19 protein-coding genes are annotated in these 22,894 nt (G+C 70.0%); 15 read left to right on the forward strand and 4 right to left on the reverse strand.

Annotation, left to right across the window (positions count from 1 at the left end):
• Positions 1-39 precede the first annotated feature (39 nt).
• The 4 genes from A5789_RS09530 to A5789_RS09545 form a co-directional block, all read right to left on the reverse strand.
• Positions 40-747, reverse strand: coding sequence for a hypothetical protein (locus A5789_RS09530; RefSeq protein ID WP_030514728.1), 708 nt, complete (start codon positions 745-747; stop codon positions 40-42).
• A 74-nt stretch (positions 748-821) separates the two neighbouring features.
• Entirely contained in the window at positions 822-1,583 is a 762-nt protein-coding gene (locus A5789_RS09535; RefSeq protein ID WP_321190232.1) for a carotenoid biosynthesis protein, read from the reverse strand.
• A gap of 20 nt (positions 1,584-1,603) precedes the next feature.
• Positions 1,604-3,166, reverse strand: coding sequence for an NAD(P)/FAD-dependent oxidoreductase (locus A5789_RS09540; RefSeq protein ID WP_064901534.1), 1,563 nt, complete (start codon positions 3,164-3,166; stop codon positions 1,604-1,606).
• Positions 3,163-3,789 (reverse strand): N-acetyltransferase, encoded by a 627-nt coding sequence (locus A5789_RS09545; protein ID WP_063017290.1) that lies wholly within the window; start codon positions 3,787-3,789, stop codon positions 3,163-3,165. The genes A5789_RS09540 and A5789_RS09545 overlap by 4 nt, the downstream gene beginning before the upstream one ends.
• Before the next feature lie 241 nt (positions 3,790-4,030).
• Here A5789_RS09545 and A5789_RS09550 point away from each other — a divergent pair, with 241 nt between their 5' ends.
• From A5789_RS09550 to ftsZ, 15 genes are all read left to right on the forward strand, one after another.
• Positions 4,031-4,474 (forward strand): SAV_6107 family HEPN domain-containing protein, encoded by a 444-nt coding sequence (locus A5789_RS09550; protein WP_227462782.1) that lies wholly within the window; start codon positions 4,031-4,033, stop codon positions 4,472-4,474.
• 124 nt (positions 4,475-4,598) lie between these two features.
• On the forward strand, positions 4,599-5,027 hold the full coding sequence (locus A5789_RS09555; protein WP_062966235.1) for a DUF3040 domain-containing protein: 429 nt from the start codon (positions 4,599-4,601) through the stop codon (positions 5,025-5,027).
• 489 nt (positions 5,028-5,516) lie between these two features.
• Positions 5,517-5,948, forward strand: a complete 432-nt coding sequence (mraZ, locus tag A5789_RS09560; protein WP_064927183.1) for a division/cell wall cluster transcriptional repressor MraZ — start codon at positions 5,517-5,519, stop codon at positions 5,946-5,948.
• A 164-nt stretch (positions 5,949-6,112) separates the two neighbouring features.
• Positions 6,113-7,084 (forward strand): 16S rRNA (cytosine(1402)-N(4))-methyltransferase RsmH, encoded by a 972-nt coding sequence (rsmH, locus tag A5789_RS09565; RefSeq protein ID WP_063017292.1) that lies wholly within the window; start codon positions 6,113-6,115, stop codon positions 7,082-7,084.
• Positions 7,085-7,168: 84 nt separating this feature from the next.
• Positions 7,169-8,098 (forward strand): hypothetical protein, encoded by a 930-nt coding sequence (locus A5789_RS37715; RefSeq protein WP_227462783.1) that lies wholly within the window; start codon positions 7,169-7,171, stop codon positions 8,096-8,098.
• Complete coding sequence (locus tag A5789_RS09575; protein WP_082940582.1) at positions 8,095-10,017, forward strand: penicillin-binding protein 2; 1,923 nt, start codon at positions 8,095-8,097, stop codon at positions 10,015-10,017. The genes A5789_RS37715 and A5789_RS09575 overlap by 4 nt, the downstream gene beginning before the upstream one ends.
• Positions 10,018-10,200: 183 nt before the next feature.
• Positions 10,201-11,886, forward strand: a complete 1,686-nt coding sequence (locus A5789_RS09580) for a UDP-N-acetylmuramoyl-L-alanyl-D-glutamate--2,6-diaminopimelate ligase (RefSeq protein WP_064901538.1) — start codon at positions 10,201-10,203, stop codon at positions 11,884-11,886.
• Positions 11,883-13,403, forward strand: a complete 1,521-nt coding sequence (gene murF / locus A5789_RS09585) for a UDP-N-acetylmuramoyl-tripeptide--D-alanyl-D-alanine ligase (protein WP_064901540.1) — start codon at positions 11,883-11,885, stop codon at positions 13,401-13,403. Before A5789_RS09580 ends, murF begins: the two co-directional genes overlap by 4 nt.
• The gene (gene mraY, locus A5789_RS09590) at positions 13,400-14,476 is read left to right on the forward strand and encodes a phospho-N-acetylmuramoyl-pentapeptide-transferase (RefSeq protein WP_030514716.1); all 1,077 of its coding nucleotides are present in this window, start codon (positions 13,400-13,402) and stop codon (positions 14,474-14,476) included. Before murF ends, mraY begins: the two co-directional genes overlap by 4 nt.
• Positions 14,477-14,524: 48 nt before the next feature.
• Positions 14,525-15,988 carry a UDP-N-acetylmuramoyl-L-alanine--D-glutamate ligase gene (gene murD, locus A5789_RS09595; RefSeq protein WP_063017874.1) on the forward strand — a complete coding sequence of 488 codons (1,464 nt, stop codon included), beginning with the start codon at positions 14,525-14,527 and terminating at the stop codon, positions 15,986-15,988.
• On the forward strand, positions 15,985-17,508 hold the full coding sequence (gene ftsW, locus A5789_RS09600; RefSeq protein WP_082940583.1) for a putative lipid II flippase FtsW: 1,524 nt from the start codon (positions 15,985-15,987) through the stop codon (positions 17,506-17,508). The genes murD and ftsW overlap by 4 nt, the downstream gene beginning before the upstream one ends.
• A complete protein-coding gene (murG, locus tag A5789_RS09605; RefSeq protein WP_063017878.1) occupies positions 17,505-18,680 on the forward strand; it encodes an undecaprenyldiphospho-muramoylpentapeptide beta-N-acetylglucosaminyltransferase in 1,176 nt (391 codons plus the stop codon). Before ftsW ends, murG begins: the two co-directional genes overlap by 4 nt.
• Positions 18,681-18,778: 98 nt before the next feature.
• Positions 18,779-20,224 (forward strand): UDP-N-acetylmuramate--L-alanine ligase, encoded by a 1,446-nt coding sequence (murC, locus tag A5789_RS09610; protein ID WP_063017892.1) that lies wholly within the window; start codon positions 18,779-18,781, stop codon positions 20,222-20,224.
• Positions 20,225-20,270: 46 nt separating this feature from the next.
• Positions 20,271-21,047 (forward strand): cell division protein FtsQ/DivIB, encoded by a 777-nt coding sequence (locus tag A5789_RS09615; protein WP_082857377.1) that lies wholly within the window; start codon positions 20,271-20,273, stop codon positions 21,045-21,047.
• Between the two features lie 424 nt (positions 21,048-21,471).
• Complete coding sequence (gene ftsZ, locus A5789_RS09625) at positions 21,472-22,692, forward strand: cell division protein FtsZ (RefSeq protein WP_063017882.1); 1,221 nt, start codon at positions 21,472-21,474, stop codon at positions 22,690-22,692.
• Positions 22,693-22,894 lie beyond the last annotated feature (202 nt).

Raw genomic sequence — 22,894 nt, forward strand, 5'->3', positions numbered from 1 at the left:
GCGGAGGCGGTGCTCACGGACGCCCATCGTGGTCCCTGATCAGGCGTCCTGCTTCACCCGCGGACGCCACGGCGGCGTGGGGTTGCGATTCAGATACGCCAGCACCGCGACCATGGCGGCCACCGCGAGGGTGATGCCGCCGACGATGCCGGCCCATCCGGCGAAGGAGCGGGTGTTCGGGTCGGCGTAGTTGACCTCGGCGCGCACGGTGCTCACATCGCCGGCCGGCAGCTTCCACGAGACCGTCGAATCGCCCTGGCGAGTGCCGTTGGTGGTGGCCACCCGGGCCGGGAAGGCGACGGTGAACTGCACGTCGGAACCCTGCGGCGGAACGGATTTCAGGTCGACCCGGCCGGTGAGGGTGACCTTGTCACCGGTGCGGATGAACTGCAGGTTGAACATGCCCTGCGTCTGATCCGACAGCGCGCCCAGCTGCTGCACCTCGCCGAAGGTCAGGTCGTCGAAGTAGACCTGGCTGCCGACGTAGCCGTCCTGGCTGTAGGGCTCGACCCGGATCTTCGCGGCCAGGGTTTCGGGTGCCTTCAGCTCGGGGCCCTTGTCCTTGTCGTTGGCCGGGATCACGGCGGCCACCAGATGGCCGGACACGCGGTCGTTGGAAGACACGCCCATCGATACCTGGACCCGCAGGCAGCCGGTCAGCAACGGCGCCAGCAGCAGCGCCAGCAGGGCTACGGACCAGAGGCGATGACGCCGTGTTCGCCGCGGCGTGTGGGTCGACTCTGGCATCGATGGTGTCGGACTCGGCTGCACGGCACACATCGTGCCATGAGCCACAGTGATCGTCGGCACGCGACGGGCGTTTACGGCGGCGCGGGCAGCCGGTCGCGGTGCCGCGCCGCCCGCAGCACCCATACCGCCGTGGGTAGCGCCACCAGCCCGAGACCGATCAGGCCGTACCCCGCGGACGCGGGCAGATCCAGGAACACCGCATGGGCCAGGGCCGATCCGAACCAGGTCCACAACAGCACCGCGATCGGTACGGCGGGTCCGGCGCCGCGCGGTGCGCAGCGGCGTTCGAGCACGGCGAGCAGTGTCGCCATCAGGGCGCCGACTGCGAACCAGCCGACGTAGTTCGTATACGGGATATCGCCGATTCCCGGCAGGCCCGGGTGGGCCGAACACCAGGTCCACTGCCCGTCGGCCACCATCTGCGGGTCGAGGTAGAGGTCCCAGCCCACCGCCCCCACGGCCGTCGCGGCGATGCGGGTGGCGGTGCGGCGGCACAGCAGCCCGGTCGCCACCCAGATGGGGTAGAGACCGCCGACCCAGGCCACCGGCACGAGCAGCGGCACCTGCGCGAGATCGGGACCGAGCCGCCCGTGCGCGTAGTGGTAGCAGCCGAACGGGAATCCGCTTGCGGTGCCGATCATCTCGGCGACCGCGCCGACGCCGCCGACGATCATCGCGTAGCCGGCCGCCCAGCCGATGCCCCGGGCCACCCAGGCGTGCAGCAGTGCGGTGGCCGCCGACAGCGCGACGATCAGGATCGTCACCCGATCGCGCGCCGAGCCGTCGGTGAGGGGATAGGCGATCTGGGCCGCGACCCAGGCCACGGCGGTCACCGCCGGCCATTGCCGCGCCGTCATCGCCGAGTGAAGCGACCGCGGCGCAGCGATCGCAGCACCAGCCCCGCCGCGGTGCGCCCGCTGGCGCCCGACACTCCGCCGCCGGGGTGGGTGGAGGCGCCGGTCAGATACAGCCCGGGCGCCCCCGGCACCTTCTGTCCGGACAGTTCCGGAATCGGCCGCCAGAAGAACATCTGATCCATCGACATCTCCACATGCATGACATTGCCGCCGATGAGCCCCAATTCGGTCTCCAGATCGGCGGGTGTCTGCACATACCGCTGCCGCACCGAATCGGCGAAACCGGGTGCGTAGGAATCGACTTCGGCGATGATGCGGTCGGCCTCGCGCTCACCGTGCGCGCTCCACTCGCTGCCGTCGGCGAGCCGGTGCGGATGCCACTGCGCCCACAGTGACAGCTGATGTTCACCGGGCGGTGCGATCGTGGGGTCGAGGGCGCTGAAACTCATGGCCAGCACCACCGGACGCGGCGGCAGTTCCCCGGCCAGCGCGGCGGCGTGGGCGAGTCGCAACTGCCGTCGATCGGTCACCAGCAATTGCAGTCCGCGCGTCGACTCCTCCGGTGTGGCACCGGGGTATACGGGGAGGGCGGAGGTCGCGGTCCGCACGACCATGCCGATGCCGGGGCCGACCCGGATACGCCGCCGCCAGTCGGCGAGTACGGTGTCGTCGAATCCGCCGCGCCGCAACAACTCCAGGGTGGTGAGCACGTGTGTGCCGGAAATCACGGTGCGGGCGGACAGGTCGCGGCCGCTCGCCGTGCGCACCCGCCAGCCCTCGCCCGAGCGGCGCAGTTCGGTTACCCCGTCACCGGCTGAGACGGTGCCACCGTCGGCGCGCAGCCGCGCCACGAGTGCCGTGGTGAGCGCACCGCTCCCGCCGACCGCGCGGCCGGGCGGGAGCGTGTGCATCAGGGCGGCGAAACCGGCCATCGGCGCGGTGCCGGGTTCCGACATCGGCGGTCCGGACTGCGCGCCGAACCAGGCCAGCGCCGCCTTCAGCCGTTCGTCGTCGAACCAGCTGTCCAGCAAGGCATCTCCGGACTGCAGGAATTCACGTGACAGCGCGCTGCCGCCGGCCCGGGCGTCGAGGCCCCAGAACGCGCGCAGGAACCGGCCCGGTGTCGGCGCGCCGCCGAACGCCCGCATCACCCGCTGGGCCCGGGGACCCCAGGTTCGGACGAACCTCCGGTAGGCCTCGGCCTCGCGGGGGCCGCAGGCCCGTTCGATCGAGGCGCAGGTGCGGTCGACATCGCGGTGGAAGACGATCGGCTGGGCATCCGAGCCCACCGGTGCGGGGGCGAAAGCCCAAGGGTCGCAATCGATGTAGCGCAGGCCGAACTTCTCCAGCTCGAGTTCCTCGATGATGCCGGTGTGGCGGATCATGATGTGCGCCGAGGAACCGCGGTCCATGAGATGGCCCGGGAAGCGCTCGACCGTCGACACCGCGCCACCGAGCACCTCGTCGCGCTCGAGTACCTCGACCGGATGTCCCGCGCGTGCCAGATAGCAGGCCGCGACCAGTGCGTTGTGGCCGGAGCCGAGAACCAGTGTCGTCACTGTTCGGGCGTCCGTAACGGCAGCCGGCGGCCGAGCACGGCGAAGCGCCGGGTATCGCCGGAGAAGACGAAATGCCGGACCACATCGGTGAATCCCTGCCGGCGATACAGCCGCCAGGCGCGGTTGGCCTCGTGGTCGACCTCCGGGGTGGACAGCAGCACCGCCGCCTCCGTGCGCTGCTCGAGCAGCCGTACCAGCAGGGTCTCGCCGATGCCGCGGCCCTGAGCGGACGGATGGACGTGCAGTTCGGTGAGTTCGAAGTAGTCCGACAGCAGGGCCCGCGCGGTCTGCTCCGGCCAGCCCGAGCGGCGCATGCCGGTGTGGACCTGCTGATGCCACCACTGGTGCGGCGCGCCGCGATAGCCGTAGGCGATCGCCACGATCGGCGCGGTACGCAGATCGACCTGGCCGCTGTCGTCGGGGACCACCGCGGCGACGGCCTGCCAGCCCGGCCGGGTGGTGTGTTCGGCCCACATCGGGGCGCGGTGGTGTTCGGTGCCGCGTGGATAGTCCATCGCCGCGACGTACACGGCGAGGGCGTCGTGCAGCCGGTGGCGCAACGTCGCTGCCGAGAGGTCGACGACGACGGGCGCGGGGGTGTGGCGGGGCCTGACGGCGGTCATGAGCGGGGAGCCATATCTTCGGGGCCGTCTCTGTCTGTCGAAGGTGTCTGTGGTGTCGGGGGCGGGCGTCGGAGTTGGGTGCGTGGGGTGCGGGGGTCCCCATCCAGGGTGCGCGGCGCGCGTTCGGCGCGAAAGTCTGTCGGTGGTCGTCTCTATATTCACATTCAATTGAAACGTTCGAATACCTGTTCGGTTCGGCACGGTCGACCGGGCGCGGTATGCGAAATGTGGAGGTGTCGAGATGGCTGGTCGGATGGACGATCCACGACGTGCCGGCCGAGCGGGCGGACTGCTCGACCGGGCGGACACGATGGTGCAGCAGGCCTGGGCCGAACCCGATCCGCGTGAGCGGCTGCGCAGCGCCTACCTCGCGGCGCTGCGCGGGGCCGGGGCGGTGCTGGCCGCGACCGGTGCCGACCGCGCACCGCGGGCCCGCTCCCGCAACGCCTGGGTGCTGATGCAGCAGGCCGCACCGGAATTCGTGATGTGGTCGGACTACTTCAGTTCCTTCTCCGAGACCCGTGCCGCGCTCGAGGCCGGACTGGACCGGGCGATCAGCGATACCCAGGCCGACGAGTTCGCCTCGCGGGTGGAGGCATTCCTGCGCGATGTGGAGGATGCGCTGGCGATCACGGCGGCCCGGTTGCGTCCCGCGCCGGGCTGGCTCGCCGACGGTACGGCGTGAACATCGGCGAGTAGGTGGTAGCGCACTGATCGAACTCGTATCATTGGTGGCAGTAGCCGCCAAGGTCGGCTACTTGTCGTCTACCCGGAGGCGACAACCAGGACCTAGTGCCGGGGGAGGTACCGTGCCACTCTCCGAGCACGAGCAGCGCATGCTCGAACAGATCGAGAGCGCGCTCTATGCTGAGGACCCTAAATTCGCCTCGACCGTGCGTGGTGGTCGGCTTCGCTCTGCCACCGGAAGACGCAGACTTCAGGCGGCCGCGCTCTTCGTCCTCGGCCTCGTTCTTCTCATTGCGGGAATCGCCCTGCCCGTCAAGCCCGGCGGATTCCCCATCATCAGCCTGCTCGGCTTCATCGTGATGTTCGGCGCGGGTGTGCTGTTGCTGCTGGGCGGCTCGGGTATGACCAAGAGCGGCCGAGGCAGCGGCGACGCCCCCTCCGGTCCCGGTGGCATTCCCGGCCGTGCGGCAAAGGGTAAGCAACGCAAGGCCGGTGGCTTCTCCGCCCGCATGGAAGATCGGTTCAGGCGCCGCTTCGAGCAGGACAGCTGAGCCTCCGCTCGCGTCCGCGGGAGCGGAGGCGAGCGGCCGAATGTGGTTGCGCGATGATTGCCGTGCCCAGCGGCGAGTAGCCGACAACTGAACCGCCTCGAACGACACGCCGTGATGTGCGGCGTGTCGTTTTTCTTTCGCGGAGTGATCCGGATCGCGTTCACGGGGTGGCGGATTCGTCGGTCCCCGCATTTCCCCACCTTTCCCCACGCCCGGTCCCCACTCTCGCCCACCACCGGCTGGGGCCGCTCCCAGCTGCGGGTTTGCTGATGGTTGTCGGGCTGCCCGGCTCGCCGGCGGCGCGTGTCGGGGGAACTCGACGAAATCTCCCCACCGCGGTGATAGCTGAGTTGACCTGCTCAATCCCCGAGCCGGGGACCGAGATCACCGCGGCTTTCGATTGAAAGTGGGGGAAAGTGGGGTAATGTGGAGCGCGCACTGATAAGAGCGCCGACCAGACGAGGTGATCGAGCGGGAGGTGTCGAGACTGTGTTTCTCGGTACCTACACGCCTCGCCTGGACGACAAAGGGCGACTGACGTTGCCTGCGAAGTTTCGCGACGAACTGGCGGGAGGGTTGATGGTCACGAAAGGTCAGGACCACAGCCTTGCCGTCTATCCCAAAGAAGAGTTCACCGCCCTGGCGCGGCGAGCCGCGGCGGCGTCCCGAAGCAACCCGCAGGCAAGGGCTTTCGTTCGTGCCTTGGCGGCGTCCACGGACGAGCAACGTCCCGATGGACAGGGCCGGATCACGTTGTCGGCCGAACATCGCCGCTACGCGAATCTGTCCAAGGACTGCGTGGTGATCGGCTCGGTCGATTTGCTCGAGATTTGGGACAAACAGGCGTGGGATTCCTACCTCGCCGAGCACGAGGAGGACTACTCGCTGGCAGGAGACGAGTCGCTGGGCGGAATTTTCTGATCCGAGACAGGCGAGTGCCCTGCGGCCTCTGCCCGGCACGGACCCTGACGTACTTCCCCAACGCCAGGTGCCGTGTTCGGTCAGAGACCCCGGGGCATTGGCTGTCCACTCGTTAGACCATCCACCCGTCGCAAGCACCGTGAGCCAGGATCCGGGAGGTCGAGGTGAACCATGACAGCGACCGCCCCCGCCATGTTCCGGTTCTTTTGCGTCGTGCCGACGAAATCCTCGGCCCCGCACTGGAATCCGGCGGAGTCCTCGTCGACGCCACGCTCGGTTTGGGCGGGCATGCCGAACATTTCCTGCGGACCTATCCCGCGATCCGCCTGATCGGGCTGGATCGCGATACCGAGGCGCTGCGCCTGGCTGGCGAGCGGCTCGCGCCCTTCGCCGATCGAATCACGCTGGTGCACACCAGATATGACGGCCTGCCCGGCGCGCTGCGCCAGGCCGGGCTGCCCGAACGAGGCTCCGTGCGCGCGGTGCTGATGGATCTCGGTGTGTCCTCGATGCAGCTCGACGAGGCCGAGCGGGGCTTCGCCTATTCGGTGGACGCCCCGCTGGACATGCGGATGGACCCGACGTCCGACCTCACCGCGGCGGATGTGCTCAACACCTACAGCCACGGCGATCTGGCCCGGATCCTGAAAACCTATGGCGAGGAACGCTTTGCGGGCCGGATCGCGAGTGAGATCGTCCGCCGGCGCGCGCAGCGCCCGTTCACGACCAGTGCCCAACTGGTGGAACTGCTCTACGACGCGATCCCGGCGGCAACCCGGCGCACCGGCGGGCACCCCGCCAAACGCACCTTCCAGGCCCTGCGGATCGAGGTCAATCGCGAACTCGAGTCGCTCGAGGCCGCGGTGCCGGCGGCATTGGCGGCGCTGGAGGTCGGCGGCCGGATCGTCGTCATGTCCTACCAGTCGCTGGAGGACAAGGTCGTCAAACAGATCTTCGCGCAGGCCTCGGCCTCGCGCACACCATTGGACCTGCCCGTCGAATTGCCCGGCATGGGACCGGAATTCGCGATTCTGACCAGGGGCGCGGAGAAGGCGAGCGAAACGGAGATCGAGGAGAACCCACGCGCGGCGCCGGTGCGCATGCGGGCCGCGGAGCGAATACAGGCGGCCGGGTGACAGCGATCCGGCGACGGGGGTATTGCCGGTTCGGCAGCACTACGACGGGCAGTCCCACAGGAAATCGGTAGGGGAGGCAGGAATATGAGCGTGCGGACACGGGTGGACGCACCACAGCGGACGCAGCGGTCCGCGCCGCGGCGAGCGCACAGCGCCGACCGCGTGAAATCCGGTGCGGCCCAACGCGCCTATGCGCGCCGGCGCAATCGGGCGGGGGAGCGCGTGCTTCCGCCGCTGCCCCGGCGCGCCGGGTCGATGATGGCCGGGCGGCTGCCGTTCGTGGCGGCGATTCTCGCCCTGCTCGGCTGCGGTCTGCTCGCGACCCTGGTGCTGACCACGCATGCCGCCGAGGACAGCTATCAGCTCAGCGACGCCCGCCGCATCAACCGGCAGTTGCTCGACGAGCGCGCGGCACTGCAGCGTGAGGTGGAGGCCGCCGACTCGGCGCCCGAACTGGCCAACCGCGCACGCGAGCTGGGCATGATCCCGGCCAAGGATCCCGCCCGCCTGCTCGTGGCTCCCGACGGTTCGGTGACGGTGGTCGGCAAGGAGACACCGGCCGAGGGCGCGCCGGTGCCGCCGCTGAACACGACTCCCGCCAAGCCGGGTGCGCTGCCGCCGAAACTCGCTCAGGCTCAAGGGGAACGGCTGGTCCCGGTGACCACGACCCCCGCCCCGCCGGCTCCCGCTCCCGGTCCGGCCGATCAGAATCCGCCCCCGGCGCCGACGACGACAGCGCCGCATCCGCCGGCCCAGCCGACGCAGGTTCCGGCACCGGTACAGGCCGCACCGGCGGCGCCGGCCGCACCTCCGGCCGGGACTCAACCGGCGGCACAGGCGGCCCCGGCCGCACCCGCTGCCGAACCGGAGCCCGCGGCGCAGGCGGCGCCGGTCGCACCCGCGGGTATCCAACCGACGGCACCGGCCGGTCCGCCCGCGCCCGTAGCACCCGCCGCGCAGCCGGCCGGCACTCAGCCGGTGGTCCAGGCGGCACCCGAGGGGGCCGATCGATGACCGGCCGCGGCGGAGGCAGAACCGGCGGAGGTGCCACGGGACGCGGCCGGGCGGGTGTGCGATCCACACCCGCCCGGCCGCGCCGCGCTCCCCGCCCGCGGGCGGGTTCGCGCGCGGATGCCTCCACGCGGCTGCGGTTCGGAGTCGGGCGCGTCCTCATGCTGGTGGCGCTGCTCGTCGTCGCGATGCAATTGCTCTGGCTGCAAACGTTTTCCGCGCCCAACCTGTCGGCCGAGGCGGCCAGCCAGCGCACGGTGCATCAGACCGACTGGGCGCAACGCGGCGCCATCCTCGATCGGGACGGCCGCAGGCTCGCGTTCACCGTCGTGACCAAGAAGCTCAACTTCCGGCCGGTGGCCGTGCGCAAGGATCTGGCCGACGCGCGGGCGAAGAGCGACAAGGCGCCCGAGGTCGACAAGCGGCTGGAGGAGATCGCCAAGACGATCCACGAGAAGCTGGGCAAGGACGCGCCCCCCGAAGCGGAACTGCTCGCCAAACTGCGCAGCGACGACCAGTTCACCTATCTGGCCTACAACGTCGACTCCCGGGTCGCCGACGAGATCACCGAGAAGTTCCCCGAAGTGGGGACCGAACGTCAGGACACGCCGGTCTATCCGGGCGGCGCGCTGGCGGCCAACGTGGTGGGCGCGACCGGCTGGGACGGGCACGGCCAGGTGGGGCTCGAAGCGTCGATGGACGCGACGCTGGCCGGCACCGACGGTTCGCACACCTACGATCGCGGCTCCGACGGGGCGGTCATCCCCGGCAGCGAGCGCGACAAGGTGCCCGCGGTCAACGGCTCCGATGTCGAACTGACCCTCGACTCCGATCTGCAGTACTACGTGCAGCAGCAGGTCCAGGAGGCCAAGGACAAATCCGGCGCGCAGGACGCCTCGGCGGTGGTGCTGGACGCCCACACCGGCCAGGTGCTGGCCATGGCCAACGACAACACCTTCAATCCGGCGCAGGATCCGAAGTTCTGGGCCTCGGCCGATATCGGCAATCCGTCGGTGACCAATGCCTACGAGCCCGGTTCGGTGAACAAGATCATCACCGCGGCGGCCTCCATCGAGTACGGCCTGACCAATCCGGACGAGGTGCACCAGGTCCCCGGTGAGATCCACATGGGCGGCGTGGTCGTGCACGACGCGTGGTCGCACGGCGTGATGCCCTACACCACTACCGGCATCTTCGGTAAGTCGTCGAATGTGGGCACGCTGATGCTCGCGCAGCGAGTCGGTGAGGACCGCTTCGCGGATATGGTCAAGCGTTTCGGCCTGGGGCAGCGCACCGGTGTCGGACTGCCCGGCGAGAGCGGCGGCATCGTGCCACCGCGCGACCAGTGGTCCGGCTCGACGTTCGCGAATCTGCCCATCGGACAGGGCCTTTCGATGACCCTGCTGCAGATGACCGGGATGTACCAGGCCATCGCCAACGACGGTGTGCGGATCCCGCCGCGCATCGTCAAGGACGTGATCGGCCCCGACGGGCACCGCACCGGCGAACCGCAGCCGGACGGCGTGCGGGTGGTGAGCCCGCAGACCGCGAGTACGCTGCGGCAGATGTTCCAGGCCGTGGTGCAGCGCGATCCGATGGGTTATCAGCAGGGTACGGGCGCGCCCGCGGCGATCGAGGGCTATCAGATCGCAGGGAAGACCGGAACCGCGCAGCAGATCGACGACAAATGCCAGTGCTATTCCAGCGATCGCTACTGGATCACCTTCGCCGGGATCGCCCCGGCCGACAATCCGCGCTACGTCATCGGCATCATGTTGAACGCCCCCGTGCGCAGCACCGACGGTAGTGGCGGGCAGTCGGCGGCGCCGCTGTTCCACAGCATCGCCTCCTGGGCGCTGCAGCGCGATCGGATTCCGCCGTCCACCGTGCCGCCGAAACAGCTTGTGCTCCAGGCGATGTAGTGGTGTGTGCGCCTGAATGTCCGGTTTCGGAACCGTGGGTGTCCGTCTGCGGCCCGCCGCACGGGCGGGTGCGGGCGCGGTGAGTCCGGGGACCCGGTGCGCGCGAGGCGGCCACGCTGCGTGGCCGTCGATCGCCCACAGGTAACCTGACTCCCCGACCCCGAATCTCGACCCGATGCACAGATGTGCGCCCACGAAAGGAGCCTGGTGCCCGTGCAGCCCAGCCCGCAGGTGCTTCGCCCCGCCGTTGCGTTGTCGACGCCGGTGCAGGCCGTTGCCGAACTGACCGGTGCGCGGCTGAACTCCGGCGACCCGGCCGGGATCGAGATCACCGGCATCGAACAGCGCTCGAACGCCGTGCAGCCCGGTGACCTGTTCGCAGGTCTGGCCGGCGCCAAGGCCCACGGCGCCCGCTTCGCCGCCGACGCCGTGGAGCGCGGCGCGGTCGCGGTGTTCACCGACGCCGCGGGGGCGGAGCTGATCGGCGAACTGGATGTGCCGGTGCTCGTGCACGACGATCCGCGCGCGGTACTGGGCGAACTGTCGGCGGCTGTGTACGGTCACCCCTCGCGGCGACTACAGGTCATCGGCATCACCGGCACCTCGGGCAAGACCACCACCTCGTATCTGGTGGAGGCGGGCCTCACCGCGGCCGGGCTGTCCACCGCGCTGATCGGCACGATCGAGACGCGGATCGCGCGGCGCGTCGATCCGAATCCGGAGGAGACCGCGGCCGGTGCGAGCGCCGCCGTCGAGTACCGCCGGGTGCCCAGCGCGCTGACCACACCGGAGGCGCCGCAGCTGCACGCGATGTTCGCGCTGATGGTGGAACAGGGCGTGCAGGCCGTGGTGATGGAGGTGTCCAGCCACGCGCTGGCGCTGGGCCGCGTGGACGGTGTGCACTTCTCCGTCGGCGCGTTCACGAATCTGTCGCAGGATCACCTGGACTTCCACGCCGATTTCGAGGACTACTTCGCCGCCAAGCGCCGGCTGTTCGTCCCGGATCCGGGCGCGCCGCAGCGACAGGTCGCGGCCGACACCTGTGTGATCTGCGTGGACGACGCCTGGGGCCGGCGGCTGGCGCGGGAGGCGGGCGGGCGAGCCCGGGTCGTCACCGTGGCGACCGCGGACTGCCCGACCGGGGAGACCGAACCGGAATGGACGGTGACCGGCGCCGCCGCGCTGGCCGACGGCGGGCAGCAGTTCACCGCGATCGGTCCCGCGGGTGAGATTTCGGCGCGGCTGCGGCTGCCCGGGCGCTACAACATCGCCAACGGCCTGCTCGCGATCGCGGTGTGCGCCGCGGCGGGTGTCGACGCGGCGGTGGCGGCCGCGGCGCTGGGCGAGGTGGATGTGCCCGGCCGGATGCAGCGGGTGAACGCGGGACAGGATTTCCTGGCCCTCGTCGACTACGCGCACAAGCCGGCCGCGGTGGAATCGGTGATCGCGACGCTGCGCCGGCATCTGCGCGACTCCGGCGGCCGCCTGGCCGTGGTCGTGGGCGCCGGTGGCGATCGCGACGCCGGTAAGCGGCCGCTGATGGGCGCCACCGCGGCGCGCGGCGCGGATCTGCTGGTCATCACCGACGACAATCCGCGCACCGAGGATCCGGCCGAGATCCGCGCCGCGATCCGCGCGGGCGCGCTGGGCATCGCCGAGGCCGAACGCGGTGAGGTGCGCGAGATCGGCGATCGGGCCGCCGCCATCGCCGCCGCCGTGGATTGGGCACGGCGGGGGGATGTGGTGCTGGTGGCAGGTAAGGGACACGAGACCGGGCAGGAGATTGCGGGTGTGAAGTATCCGTTCGACGACCGTGAGGTGCTGGGACAGGCCCTGGAACGTAAAACGAAAGACCTGACGGTTTCATGATCGAAATGACTCTGCGGGAGATCGCCGAGATCGTCGGCGGCACGCTGCACGATGTGGGCGATCCCGCGGTGACGGTGACCGGTGCGGTCGAATTCGATTCGCGCCGAATCAATTCCGGCGACCTGTTCCTGGCCCTGCCGGGGGAGCATGTCGACGGGCACGACTACGCGGGCAAGGCCGTGGCCTCGGGTGCGGTGGCGGTGCTGGCGGCGCGGCCGGTCGGCGTGCCGGCGATCGTGGTCGAACCCTTCGCCCCCGCGGCCGGCGCGTCGGCGAATCGTTCCTATGTGCTGGCCCACGACACCGACGGCTCGGGCGCCGCGGTGCTGGCGGCGCTGGCGAAATTGGCGCGGGCGAGTGTGCACCGGCTGGCCGTCGCCGGCCTGAACGTGGTCGGGGTGACCGGTTCGGCCGGAAAGACCTCCACCAAGGACCTGCTGGCGCGGGTGCTCGCGCCGTTGGGCGCGGTGGTCGCCCCGCCCGGATCCTTCAACAACGAACTGGGCCATCCGTGGACGGCGCTGCGCGCGGGAGCCGACTCCCGCTTCCTGGTGCTGGAACTGTCCGCGCGCGGTCCGGGCCATATCAAGGCGCTGACCGAGATCGCACCCCCGCGGATCGGTGTCGTCCTCAACGTCGGCACCGCGCACCTGGGTGAATTCGGCGGCCGGGACGCCATCGCGCAGGCCAAAGGCGAACTGGTGGAAGCGCTTCCGCCCACCGGCGTCGCGGTGCTCAACGCCGACGACCCGCGGGTGGCGGCCATGGCCGAGCGGACCCGGGCCCGGGTGGTGACCTTCGGTCAGGCGTCCGGCGCGGACGTTCGGGCCACCGACATCGTGCTCGACTCCGAGGCGCGGGCGCGATTCACCCTGCACGCCAACGGGTCTCACGCCGAGGTGCATCTGGCGGTGTACGGCGAGCATCAGATCTCGAACGCGCTGGCCGCGGCCGCCGTGGCGCTGGAATGCGGTGCGGATCTCGACACCGTGGCCCGGGCCCTGGCCGGTGCGACGGTCGATTCGGCGCACCGGATGGATGTGCGGACCCGGGCCGACGGGGTCACCGTCGTCGACGACTCCTACAACGCCAATCCGGATTCCATGCGCGCCGCGCTCAAGGCGCTGGTGTCGATGTCGCGCGCCGGCGGTACGCCGGATGCGCCGCGTGGCCGGCGCAGCTGGGCGGTCCTGGGCGAAATGGCCGAACTGGGCGAGGAATCGGTCGTCGAACACGACACCATCGGACGGCTCGCGGTGCGGCTGGACGTCGACCGGCTGATCGTGGTCGGCACCGGGCGCCCGGCCCGCGCGCTGCACCAGGGCGCGGTCATGGAAGGCTCGTGGGGCGAGGAATCGATCCTCGTACCCGATATCGAATCCGCGATCGCCCTGCTGGACAACGAGATCGCGGCCGGTGACGTGGTACTGGTCAAAGCGTCGAACTCCGCCGGTCTGTGGGCGGTGGCGCAGCACGTGCTCGCATCGGGTGGGCAGGGCACGGAGGCAGCTGGATGAGGCAGATTCTGTTCGCGGCGGGGATCGCGCTGGCGGTATCGATCCTGCTGACGCCGCTGCTGATCCGCATGTTCGCCCGGCGCGGATTCGGCCAGGAAATCCGCATCGACGGCCCCGAGAGTCATCAGGCCAAGCGCGGCACCCCGACCATGGGTGGCGTCGCGATCCTGATCGGCATGTGGGCCGGATATCTGGGCTCGCATCTGATCGGGATCGGCTATCACGCCGACGGGCCCTCGGTCTCGGGTCTGCTGGTTCTCGGTCTGGCCACCGCGCTCGGCGTGGTCGGCTTCATCGACGACTTCATCAAACTGCGCAAACAGCGCAACCTCGGCCTGACCGCCGCCGGTAAGTACATCGGCCAGCTCGGCGCCGCGGTGATCTTCGGAGTGCTCGCGCTGCAGTTCCGCGGCGCGGGCGGGCGCACCCCGGCCAGCCGGCATCTGTCGTACGTGCGCGAGATCAACACCGTCTCGATGAGCGTGATCATCTTCCTGGCGTTCGTCTGCCTGGTCGTGGTCGCGTGGTCGAACGCGGTGAATCTGACCGACGGCCTGGACGGCCTGGCCGCGGGTTCGATGAGCCTGGTGCTGGGCGCCTACGTGATCATCACGTTCTGGCAGTACTACCACGCCTGCGAGTTCAAGGCCGAGGCCGGCTGCTACAACGTGCGCGATCCGCTGGATCTGGCGCTGGTGTGTGCCGCGGGCGCGGCCGCGTGCGTCGGATTCCTGTGGTGGAATGCGGCTCCCGCCAAGATCTTCATGGGCGATACCGGTTCGCTGGCCCTCGGTGGCCTGCTGGCCGGATTGTCGATCACCACCCGCACCGAACTGCTCATGGTCGTGATCGGCGCGCTGTTCGTCGCCGAGACCGTGTCGGTGGTGCTGCAGGTGGCGGTGTTCCGGACCACCCGCAACCGGCTGTTCAAGATGGCGCCGTTCCATCACCATTTCGAGTTGAGCAAATGGGCGGAGACGACGGTCATCATTCGGTTCTGGCTGCTCGCCGGAATCGCGGCGGCGGTGGGTCTGGGCTTGTTCTACAGCGAATACCTCTCTCAGGTCGGGTAAGCAGCGATGGTCGAACATACTCCGCGGGCCCTGCGATCACCGGGTCCCATGCTCGAATTTCTGCGTGGCCGTGACGTTCTCGTCGCGGGATGGGGGGTGTCGGGCCGCTCACTGATCGAGCCGCTGCGCGATATCGGCGCCCGCCCCGTCGTCACCGACGCCGGGGAGAAGGCGATGGCCGAGGCCGCCGAACTCGGCCTCGACACCGCCACCGCGGCCGAACTCGTCGAACCCGGTGCGCTGGAACGGTTCGCGCTGGTCATCACCAGCCCGGGCTGGCGGCCGGGTTCGCCGGTGCTGGTCTCCGCGGTCACCGAGGGCGTTCCGGTCTGGGGCGATGTGGAATTCGCCTGGTGGGTGGATCAGGCCCGGCTCTACGGTCCGGTGCGCAAATGGCTGGTGATCACCGGAACCAACGGTAAGACCACCACCACCCAGATGACCCACGCCATCCTGCGCGCGGCCGGATTGCCCAGCGTCGCCTGCGGCAATATCGGGCTGCCGATCCTGGACGCGCTGCGCCGCACCCCGGGACCGCAGATCCTCGCGGTCGAGCTGTCGTCGTTCCAGCTGCACTGGGCGCCGTCGGTGCGCCCGGAGGCAGGTGTGGTGCTGAATGTGGCCGAGGATCATCTGGATTGGCACGGCGGCCTCGACGCCTACGCCGCGGCCAAGGCGCGTGCCCTGACCGGACGGGTCGGCGTGGTCGGCCTCGACGACCCCGTCGCCGCCGCGCTGGCGCGAAAGTCCAAGGCGCGCCGCACCGTCGGATTCCGGATCGGGGTGCCTGCCGACGGCGAACTCGGCGTGGTCGACGGTAAATTGCTGGACCGCGCCTTCACCAAGGCCGCGATCCTGGCCGAGGTCGGCGACATCAGCCCGCCCGGACCCGCCGGTGTCGCCGACGCGCTGGCCGCGGCCGCGCTGACTCGCGCCATCGACGTGGCCCCGCAGTTCGTCAAGGAGGGCTTGGCCGAGCACAAGGTGGGCCCACATCGCGCCGCCTTCGTGCGGGAACTGGCGGGAGTCGGATTCGTCGACGATTCGAAGGCGACCAATCCGCACGCCGCGCGGTCGTCGATCCTGGCGCATCCGCAGGTGGTGTGGATCGCCGGTGGTCAGCTCAAGGGCGCCCATATCGACGATCTGATCGAGGAGGTCGCCGAGCGTCTCGTCGCCGCGGTGGTTTTCGGTCAGGACGCGCCGGTCATCGCGGCGGCAATGGCGCGACACGCGCCGGATGTCCCGGTGGTCGAGCTCGGTTCGGGTGACGATGCACAGATGAGCGGGGAACCCTCCACGGCCTCTCTGGTCGCCGAGATCGACGGCGCCGACGCGGTGATGGCCCGCGCGGTACGCATCGCTGCCGGATACGCGGGGCGCGGTGACACCGTCCTGCTCGCCCCGGCCGCGGCCTCCCTGGACATGTTCGCCGACTACACCCACCGCGGCCGCAGTTTCGTGGCGGCGGTGCAGGCCCTGGACGAGAGAGATATCGGGAGCCAGCAGTGACGAAACCGGCGCGCAAGCCCGTGGGCACCTGGTTCGGTGCCTGGCTGGCGCGCCCGCTGGCCGATTTCCACCTGGTCGTCACCATCGCCACCCTGCTCACAGTGCTCGGGCTGGTGATGGTGCTGTCGGCGTCCAGCGTGGAGGCCTACGCCGACGGCGGTTCGGCGTATTCGCTGTTCATGCAGCAGGCGTTCTTCGCGGCACTCGGCGCGGCGCTGTTCTACGTGGCGCTGCGGATCCCGATGCGGGTGCTGCGGCAGCTGTCGTTCCCGTTGTTCGCGGCGTCGGTGCTGTTGCTGGTGCTGGTGCTGATTCCCGGCATCGGTTCGCAGGTGCAGGGATCGCGGCGCTGGTTCGACCTCGGATTCGTCTCGGTGCAGCCGTCGGAGATCGTGAAGGTCACCCTGATCCTGTGGGGTGCGCACCTGCTGGCGACCCGCCGCAGCGACCAGACCGGCTACAAGGACATTCTGGTGCCGCTGGTGCCGGCCGGTCTGCTGGTCTGTCTGCTGATCGTGCTGGAACCGAACCTGTCGACGACCATCGCGGTCGGCCTGGTGCTGGTCGCGCTGCTGTGGTTCGGCGGGTTGCCGGTGCGGCTGTTCGTGACCATCGCCGTCTCGGGTGCGGTCGCGGCGGGAATTCTGGCGCTGTCGGCCGGCTATCGCTCCGATCGCATGCGCGCGTTCTTCAATCCCGGCGACGATCCGCAGGGCATCGGCTATCAGGCGCGCCAGGCGCTGTTCTCCCTCGCCGACGGCGGGATCTGGGGGCGCGGGCTCGGCCAGAGCCGGGCCAAGTGGAGTTATCTGCCCAACGCGCACAACGACTTCATCTTCGCCATCATCGGCGAGGAACTCGGATTTCTCGGATGTGCCTTGGTGCTGGGCCTTTTCGCGCTGTTCGTCTTCGTCGGCCTGCGCATCGCCAGCCGGTCGGCCGATCCGTTCCTGCGATTGCTGACCGCGGCCGCCACCACCTGGATCACCGGGCAGGCGCTGATCAACATCGGTTACGTGGTGGGTCTGCTGCCGGTGACGGGCCTGCAGTTGCCGCTGGTGTCGGCCGGTGGTTCGTCGCTGGCGATCACCTTGATGATGTTCGGCCTGATCGCGAGCGCGGCCCGGCACGAACCCGAGGCGATCGCCGCGTTGAAGGCCGGGCAGGACGGGCGGTTCAGCCGGTTGCTGCGGCTGCCGATCCCGGAAACCTACGCACCCGCTCGCGCCGGCCGGGCCCGCGCGGTCTCCGGCCCGCGCCGGCGGGAACTGCCGCCGGCGCGCAAGCGGTCGGACAAATCCGGTCGGTCGCGCGGCGCGGGCACGTCCCGCGGGGCCGCTCAGGCGCGGGGTGGGGGTGCGGCGATACCCCGGCGGTCGATAGATTCGGATTCGGCACGACGACGCAGCGCCGACGCCGGACGGCGGGAGGCGCGTGGAGCGTCGTCGTGGCGCACGACCCGGGCCTGGGAGCCCAGCTATCCGATGACACATGCGAGAGAACGAGGTAATTCGAGGTGACAACCGGCGAGAGCGGCGGCACGACGGGTTCCGGGCAACGGACGCTCTCGGTGATCGTCGCCGGTGGGGGCACGGCCGGGCATATCGAACCCGCGATGGCGGTCGCGGACGCACTGCGCCGGCTGGATCCCTCGATCCGGATCACCGCACTGGGCACCCAGCGCGGGCTGGAGACGACGCTGATCCCTGAACGCGGCTATCCGCTGGAGCTGATTCCGCCGGTCCCGCTGCCGCGTAAACCCACCGCCGACCTGCTGCGCCTGCCCGGCCGGGTCCGCGCCGCGGTCGCCCGCACCCGCGCGGTGATCGACGCGGTCGAGGCCGATGTGATCATCGGATTCGGCGGCTACGTCTCGGTGCCCGCCTACCTCGCGGCCGGTGGGGGAGTGCTGCGGCGCTCGCGCCGGGTGCCGCTGGTGGTGCACGAGGCCAATGTGAAGGCCGGGATCGCGAACAAGCTCGGCGCCCGCCGCGCGGCGCGTGTCCTCGCCGCCGTGCCGAATTCGGGTGTGCACGCACGTGGGCGCGCCGACGCCGAGGTGGTCGGAATTCCGGTGCGCGACTCGATCGCCACCCTCGACCGGGCCGGATTGCGCAACCAGGCCCGCGACCACTTCGGCCTGCCCCAGCAGGGGCCGGTGCTGCTGGTCTTCGGTGGCTCCCAGGGCGCGCGCCGGTTGAACGAGGCGGTGTCCGGCGCGGCCGCGCAACTGCTGGCGGCCGGTATCTCGGTGCTGCACGCGCACGGTCCCAAGAACACCCTCGATCTGGAGGGCATCGATACCGAATCCGGTCGCGACGGCGCGAAATACGTTGCCGTGCCGTATCTGTCGCGGATGGATCTGGCCTATGCCGCCGCCGACGCCGCGGTGTGCCGCTCGGGCGCGATGACCGTGGCCGAGGTGTCGGCGGTCGGCCTGCCGGCGTTCTACGTGCCGCTGCCGCACGGCAACGGCGAGCAGGAGTTCAACGCCCGCCCGATCGTCGCGCAGGGCGGTGGCAGAATCGTCGCCGATGCGGAGATGACGCCGAAGTATGTGATGGACGAGGTGATCGCGCTGCTCACCGACCCGGCCGCGCTGACGAACATGTCGGTCGCCGCCGCCGGTGCCGGACATCGCGACGCCGCGGATACGGTGGCGCGAATCGTGCTGGAGGTGACCGGACGGTGACCGGAGGAAACGAGACGGCCGCAGTGGGAGCCGCGGACCCGGTGAACCACACCGGGCAGGCTCCCGCCGAACTGCCGGAACTGTTGCGGCGGGTCCACATGGTCGGCATCGGCGGTGCCGGCATGTCGGGGATCGCGCGGATTCTGCTCGCCCGCGGCGGCGAGGTGTCGGGCTCGGACGCCAAGGAGAGCCGCGGCGTGCTGGCGTTGCGGGCACGCGGTGCCCAGGTCCGCATCGGCCACGACGCGAGTGCGCTGGATCTGCTGGAGGGCGGCCCGAGTGCGGTGGTCACCACCTATGCCGCCATCCCGAAGACGAATCCCGAACTTGTCGAGGCGAATCGGCGCGGTGTGCCGGTGCTCATGCGTCCCACGGTCCTCGCGGAACTGATGCGCGGCCACCACACCCTGCTGGTGTCGGGTACCCACGGCAAGACCTCCACCACCTCCATGCTGGTGGTGGCGTTGCAGCACTGCGGCTTCGATCCGTCGTTCGCCGTCGGCGGTGAGCTGAACGAGGCGGGCACCAACGCCCATCACGGCACCGGCGGTTATTTCGTGGCCGAGGCCGACGAGTCGGACGGCTCACTGCTGCAATACGATCCGGACGTCGCCGTGGTCACCAACATCGAATCCGATCATCTGGATTTCTTCGGCTCCGACGAGGCCTACGTCCAGGTGTTCGACGACTTCGTGGCGCGACTGGTCCCCGGTGGACTGCTCGTGGTCTGCCTGGACGATCCGGGCTCGCTGGCACTGGCCCGCCGGGTCGCCGAGCGCGTGGCGGCCGGGGAGCTCGATATCCGGGTGGCCGGCTACGGCTCGGCGGAAACGGTCGACGTGCCGGTGCCGATGCAGGCCCGGCTGGTGGCCTGGGAGCCGCGCGACGTGGGCGGTGTGGCCACGGTGCACTTGGGTGACGAACCCGCGCCGCGCACGCTGCGCCTGTCGGTGCCCGGCCGCCATATGGCCCTCAATGCCCTCGCCGCGCTGCTCGCCGCCCGCGACGCCGGGGCCGACGTGGACGAAATCCTGCAGGGCCTGGAGGGATTCGGCGGCGTACACCGGCGCTTCCAGTTCGTCGGCCGGGAGAACGGGGTGCGGGTCTTCGACGACTACGCCCACCACCCGACCGAGGTACGCGCCGTGCTCGGCGCGGCGGCCGAACTGGTCCGCCAGGAGGCGGCCGACGGCGCCCGCTCCCGGCAGGGGCGGGTGATCGTGGTGTTCCAGCCGCATTTGTACAGCCGCACAGCCACCTTCGCCGAGGAGTTCGGCGCGGCGCTGTCGCTGGCCGACGAGGTCGTGGTCCTCGACGTCTACGGCGCCCGCGAGAAGCCGCTGCCCGGGGTCAACGGCGCACTGGTGGCCCAGGCGGTCACCAAACCCGTGCACTACCAACCGGATATGTCGCGGGTGGGCCGGCAGGCCGCGAGCCTGGCGCGTGCGGGGGACGTGGTGATCACCATGGGAGCCGGCGACGTGACGATGCTCGGCGGGCAGATTCTGGACGGACTGCGGGTACGCCCGTCGACGGGACGGTGAACACGGCGCCCCCGCCCGGCGGTGCCGGCCGGAGAGGGAGGTGGACATGACACGCCGCGCGACGATCGACGAGTCCGATCCGGACGCCGAGGACGAGTTCGCGGCGGACGGCGACAACCGTCTCCGCCGCGCCGGGACCCGCGCGCGGCTGCCCTTCGACGGCCGGTGGCGGCGAATCCTGCTGTGGGGCGCGCCGATCGTGGTCGTGGTGATCGTGCTGCTCGTGGTCGCCTACTTCACTCCCGCGCTCTCGGTGCGCACCGTGCAGGTCGAGGGGGCGTCCGCGGTGCCCGAACAGGATGTGCGCGCGGTGCTGCAGATCCCCGGCGGCCGCTCCATGCTGCGCATCGACACCGACGCGATCGCGCGCCGGGTCGCGTCGCTGCCGAAGGTGCGGGCGGCGCGGGTCCAGCGGGTGTTTCCGTCCACGGTGCGGGTCACGGTGGACGAGCGCACCGCGGTGGTGTTCTTCGACAGTCCGCAGGGACCGCATCTGCTCGACGCCGACAGCGTCGAATTCGCGATCGAACCGCCGCCGCCGGGCGTCGCGAAGCTGGTCACCGACCACCCCGGCAGCGCCGATCCGGTGACCCGGGCCGCGGTCGCGGTTCTCGATGCCGCCCCGCCGGCGCTTCGTGCGCAGGTGGGAGAGGTTGTGGCGCGGTCGGTTTCGGATATCGAACTGAAGCTGCGCGACGACCGCACGGTGGTCTGGGGCGGTACGGACGACTCCGAACGCAAAGCCGCGGTGGTGCTTCCGGTGCTGACGCGCCCGGGAACGGTATTCGACGTTTCGAGTCCCGATCTGGTAACGGTAAGATAGTGACACTCGTTGTGCCGTTGCGGTTTTCGACCGGCGGCCGGGAGTCGATGGCCGTGCGTGATGGCCGTGGCACCTGGGCCCGTCCGGGTGCCGCAGTCGCGTGCGGGGCCGGTGAATCCGCGGTCGTGCGGATATCGAGACCCGATCTCGGTGCCTGCGGCGGCCGTTCGCGGTACCATGCCCGACGGGCTCGGACGAGACGGATCACACAAGATTCTGACCCTCGTGTCGGCGCGCCTGCGCACGGATCGCGACGGGTGCGAATAGCGTTCCGCACCAGTCGGATACTTGACATAACGCCAACCCTATGGTTCAGGTTTAGGGTTTGTCCGAGTGAAAACCCGGGCGGACCGGGGACCTCGAATCGGCGCTCTGCCGAGAATCCGAAAACGACAGGCTTTGGATCGAAGGAAGGCGAGAGCCCATGACGCCCCCGCACAACTACCTTGCAGTGATCAAGGTCGTCGGTATCGGCGGCGGCGGCGTGAACGCCGTCAACCGGATGATCGAACAGGGACTCAAGGGAGTCGAGTTCATCGCCGTCAACACCGACGCGCAGGCACTGCTGATGAGTGATGCGGACGTCAAACTCGACGTCGGCCGCGAACTCACCCGCGGTCTCGGCGCCGGCGCGGATCCCGAGGTGGGCCGCAAGGCCGCCGAGGACCACAAGGACGAGATCGAAGAGGTGCTCAAGGGCGCCGACATGGTCTTCGTGACGGCCGGCGAGGGCGGCGGCACCGGTACCGGTGGCGCGCCCGTGGTGGCCTCGATCGCCCGCAAGCTGGGCGCCCTGACCATAGGTGTGGTGACGCGGCCGTTCTCCTTCGAGGGCAAGCGGCGCAGCAACCAGGCCGAGGCCGGTATCCAGGCGCTGCGCGAATCCTGCGACACCCTCATCGTGATCCCGAACGACCGGCTGCTCCAGCTCGGCGACGCGGCGGTGAGCCTGATGGACGCCTTCCGCTCCGCCGACGAGGTGCTGCTCAACGGTGTTCAGGGCATCACCGATCTGATCACCACCCCGGGTCTGATCAACGTCGACTTCGCCGACGTCAAGAGCGTCATGTCCGGCGCCGGTTCGGCCCTGATGGGCATCGGCTCCTCGCGCGGCGAGGGACGATCCGTGAAAGCCGCGGAGGCGGCGATCAATTCGCCGCTGCTGGAGGCGTCGATGGACGGTGCGCACGGCGTGCTGTTGTCGATCGCGGGTGGATCGGACCTCGGTCTGTTCGAGATCAACGAGGCCGCCTCGCTGGTGCAGGAGGCCGCGCACATCGAGGCCAACATCATCTTCGGCACGGTGATCGACGATTCGCTCGGCGACGAGGTCCGGGTCACGGTGATCGCCGCCGGCTTCGACGGGGGCACCCCGGCCCGGCGCATCGAACCGGCGGGCAGAACGAATATCGGCGCGGGCCGAGCCGGAGACATCGGCCAGTCCACTACCCGCCGCGAGTTCGGCAGCACCCGCCAGCCGGAGCCCGAGCGCACGGCCGACCCGACGCCTGCGCGTGGCCCGGCCCCGTCCTACGAACCGCGCCCGGTCGCCGAACCGACCATCGCGCACAACAGCCGCTCACACATTCAGATGCCGGACGAGGACACCGATGACGTCGACGTCCCCGATTTCATGCGCCGGTAGCAGACGCCGATCTCGCTGCCCCCTCCGACGTTTCGGAGGGGGCAGCGGCGTTTCCGGCCCGTGGAGGCCGATCGAAACCTGTGTGCCACGGAAATTCCGGTGGTCCGGCACCGGGCAGGGTCTGGTGTGGGTCGTCGGGTGTCGCCGTCGATGTCCCGGGGCGACGACGTGTGATACCGGACACCGCGAGGGGAGCCGTCGC

The organism is Nocardia sp. 852002-51101_SCH5132738, assembly GCF_001665695.1.
GTDB classification, from domain to species: Bacteria; Actinomycetota; Actinomycetes; order Mycobacteriales; family Mycobacteriaceae; genus Nocardia; species Nocardia nova.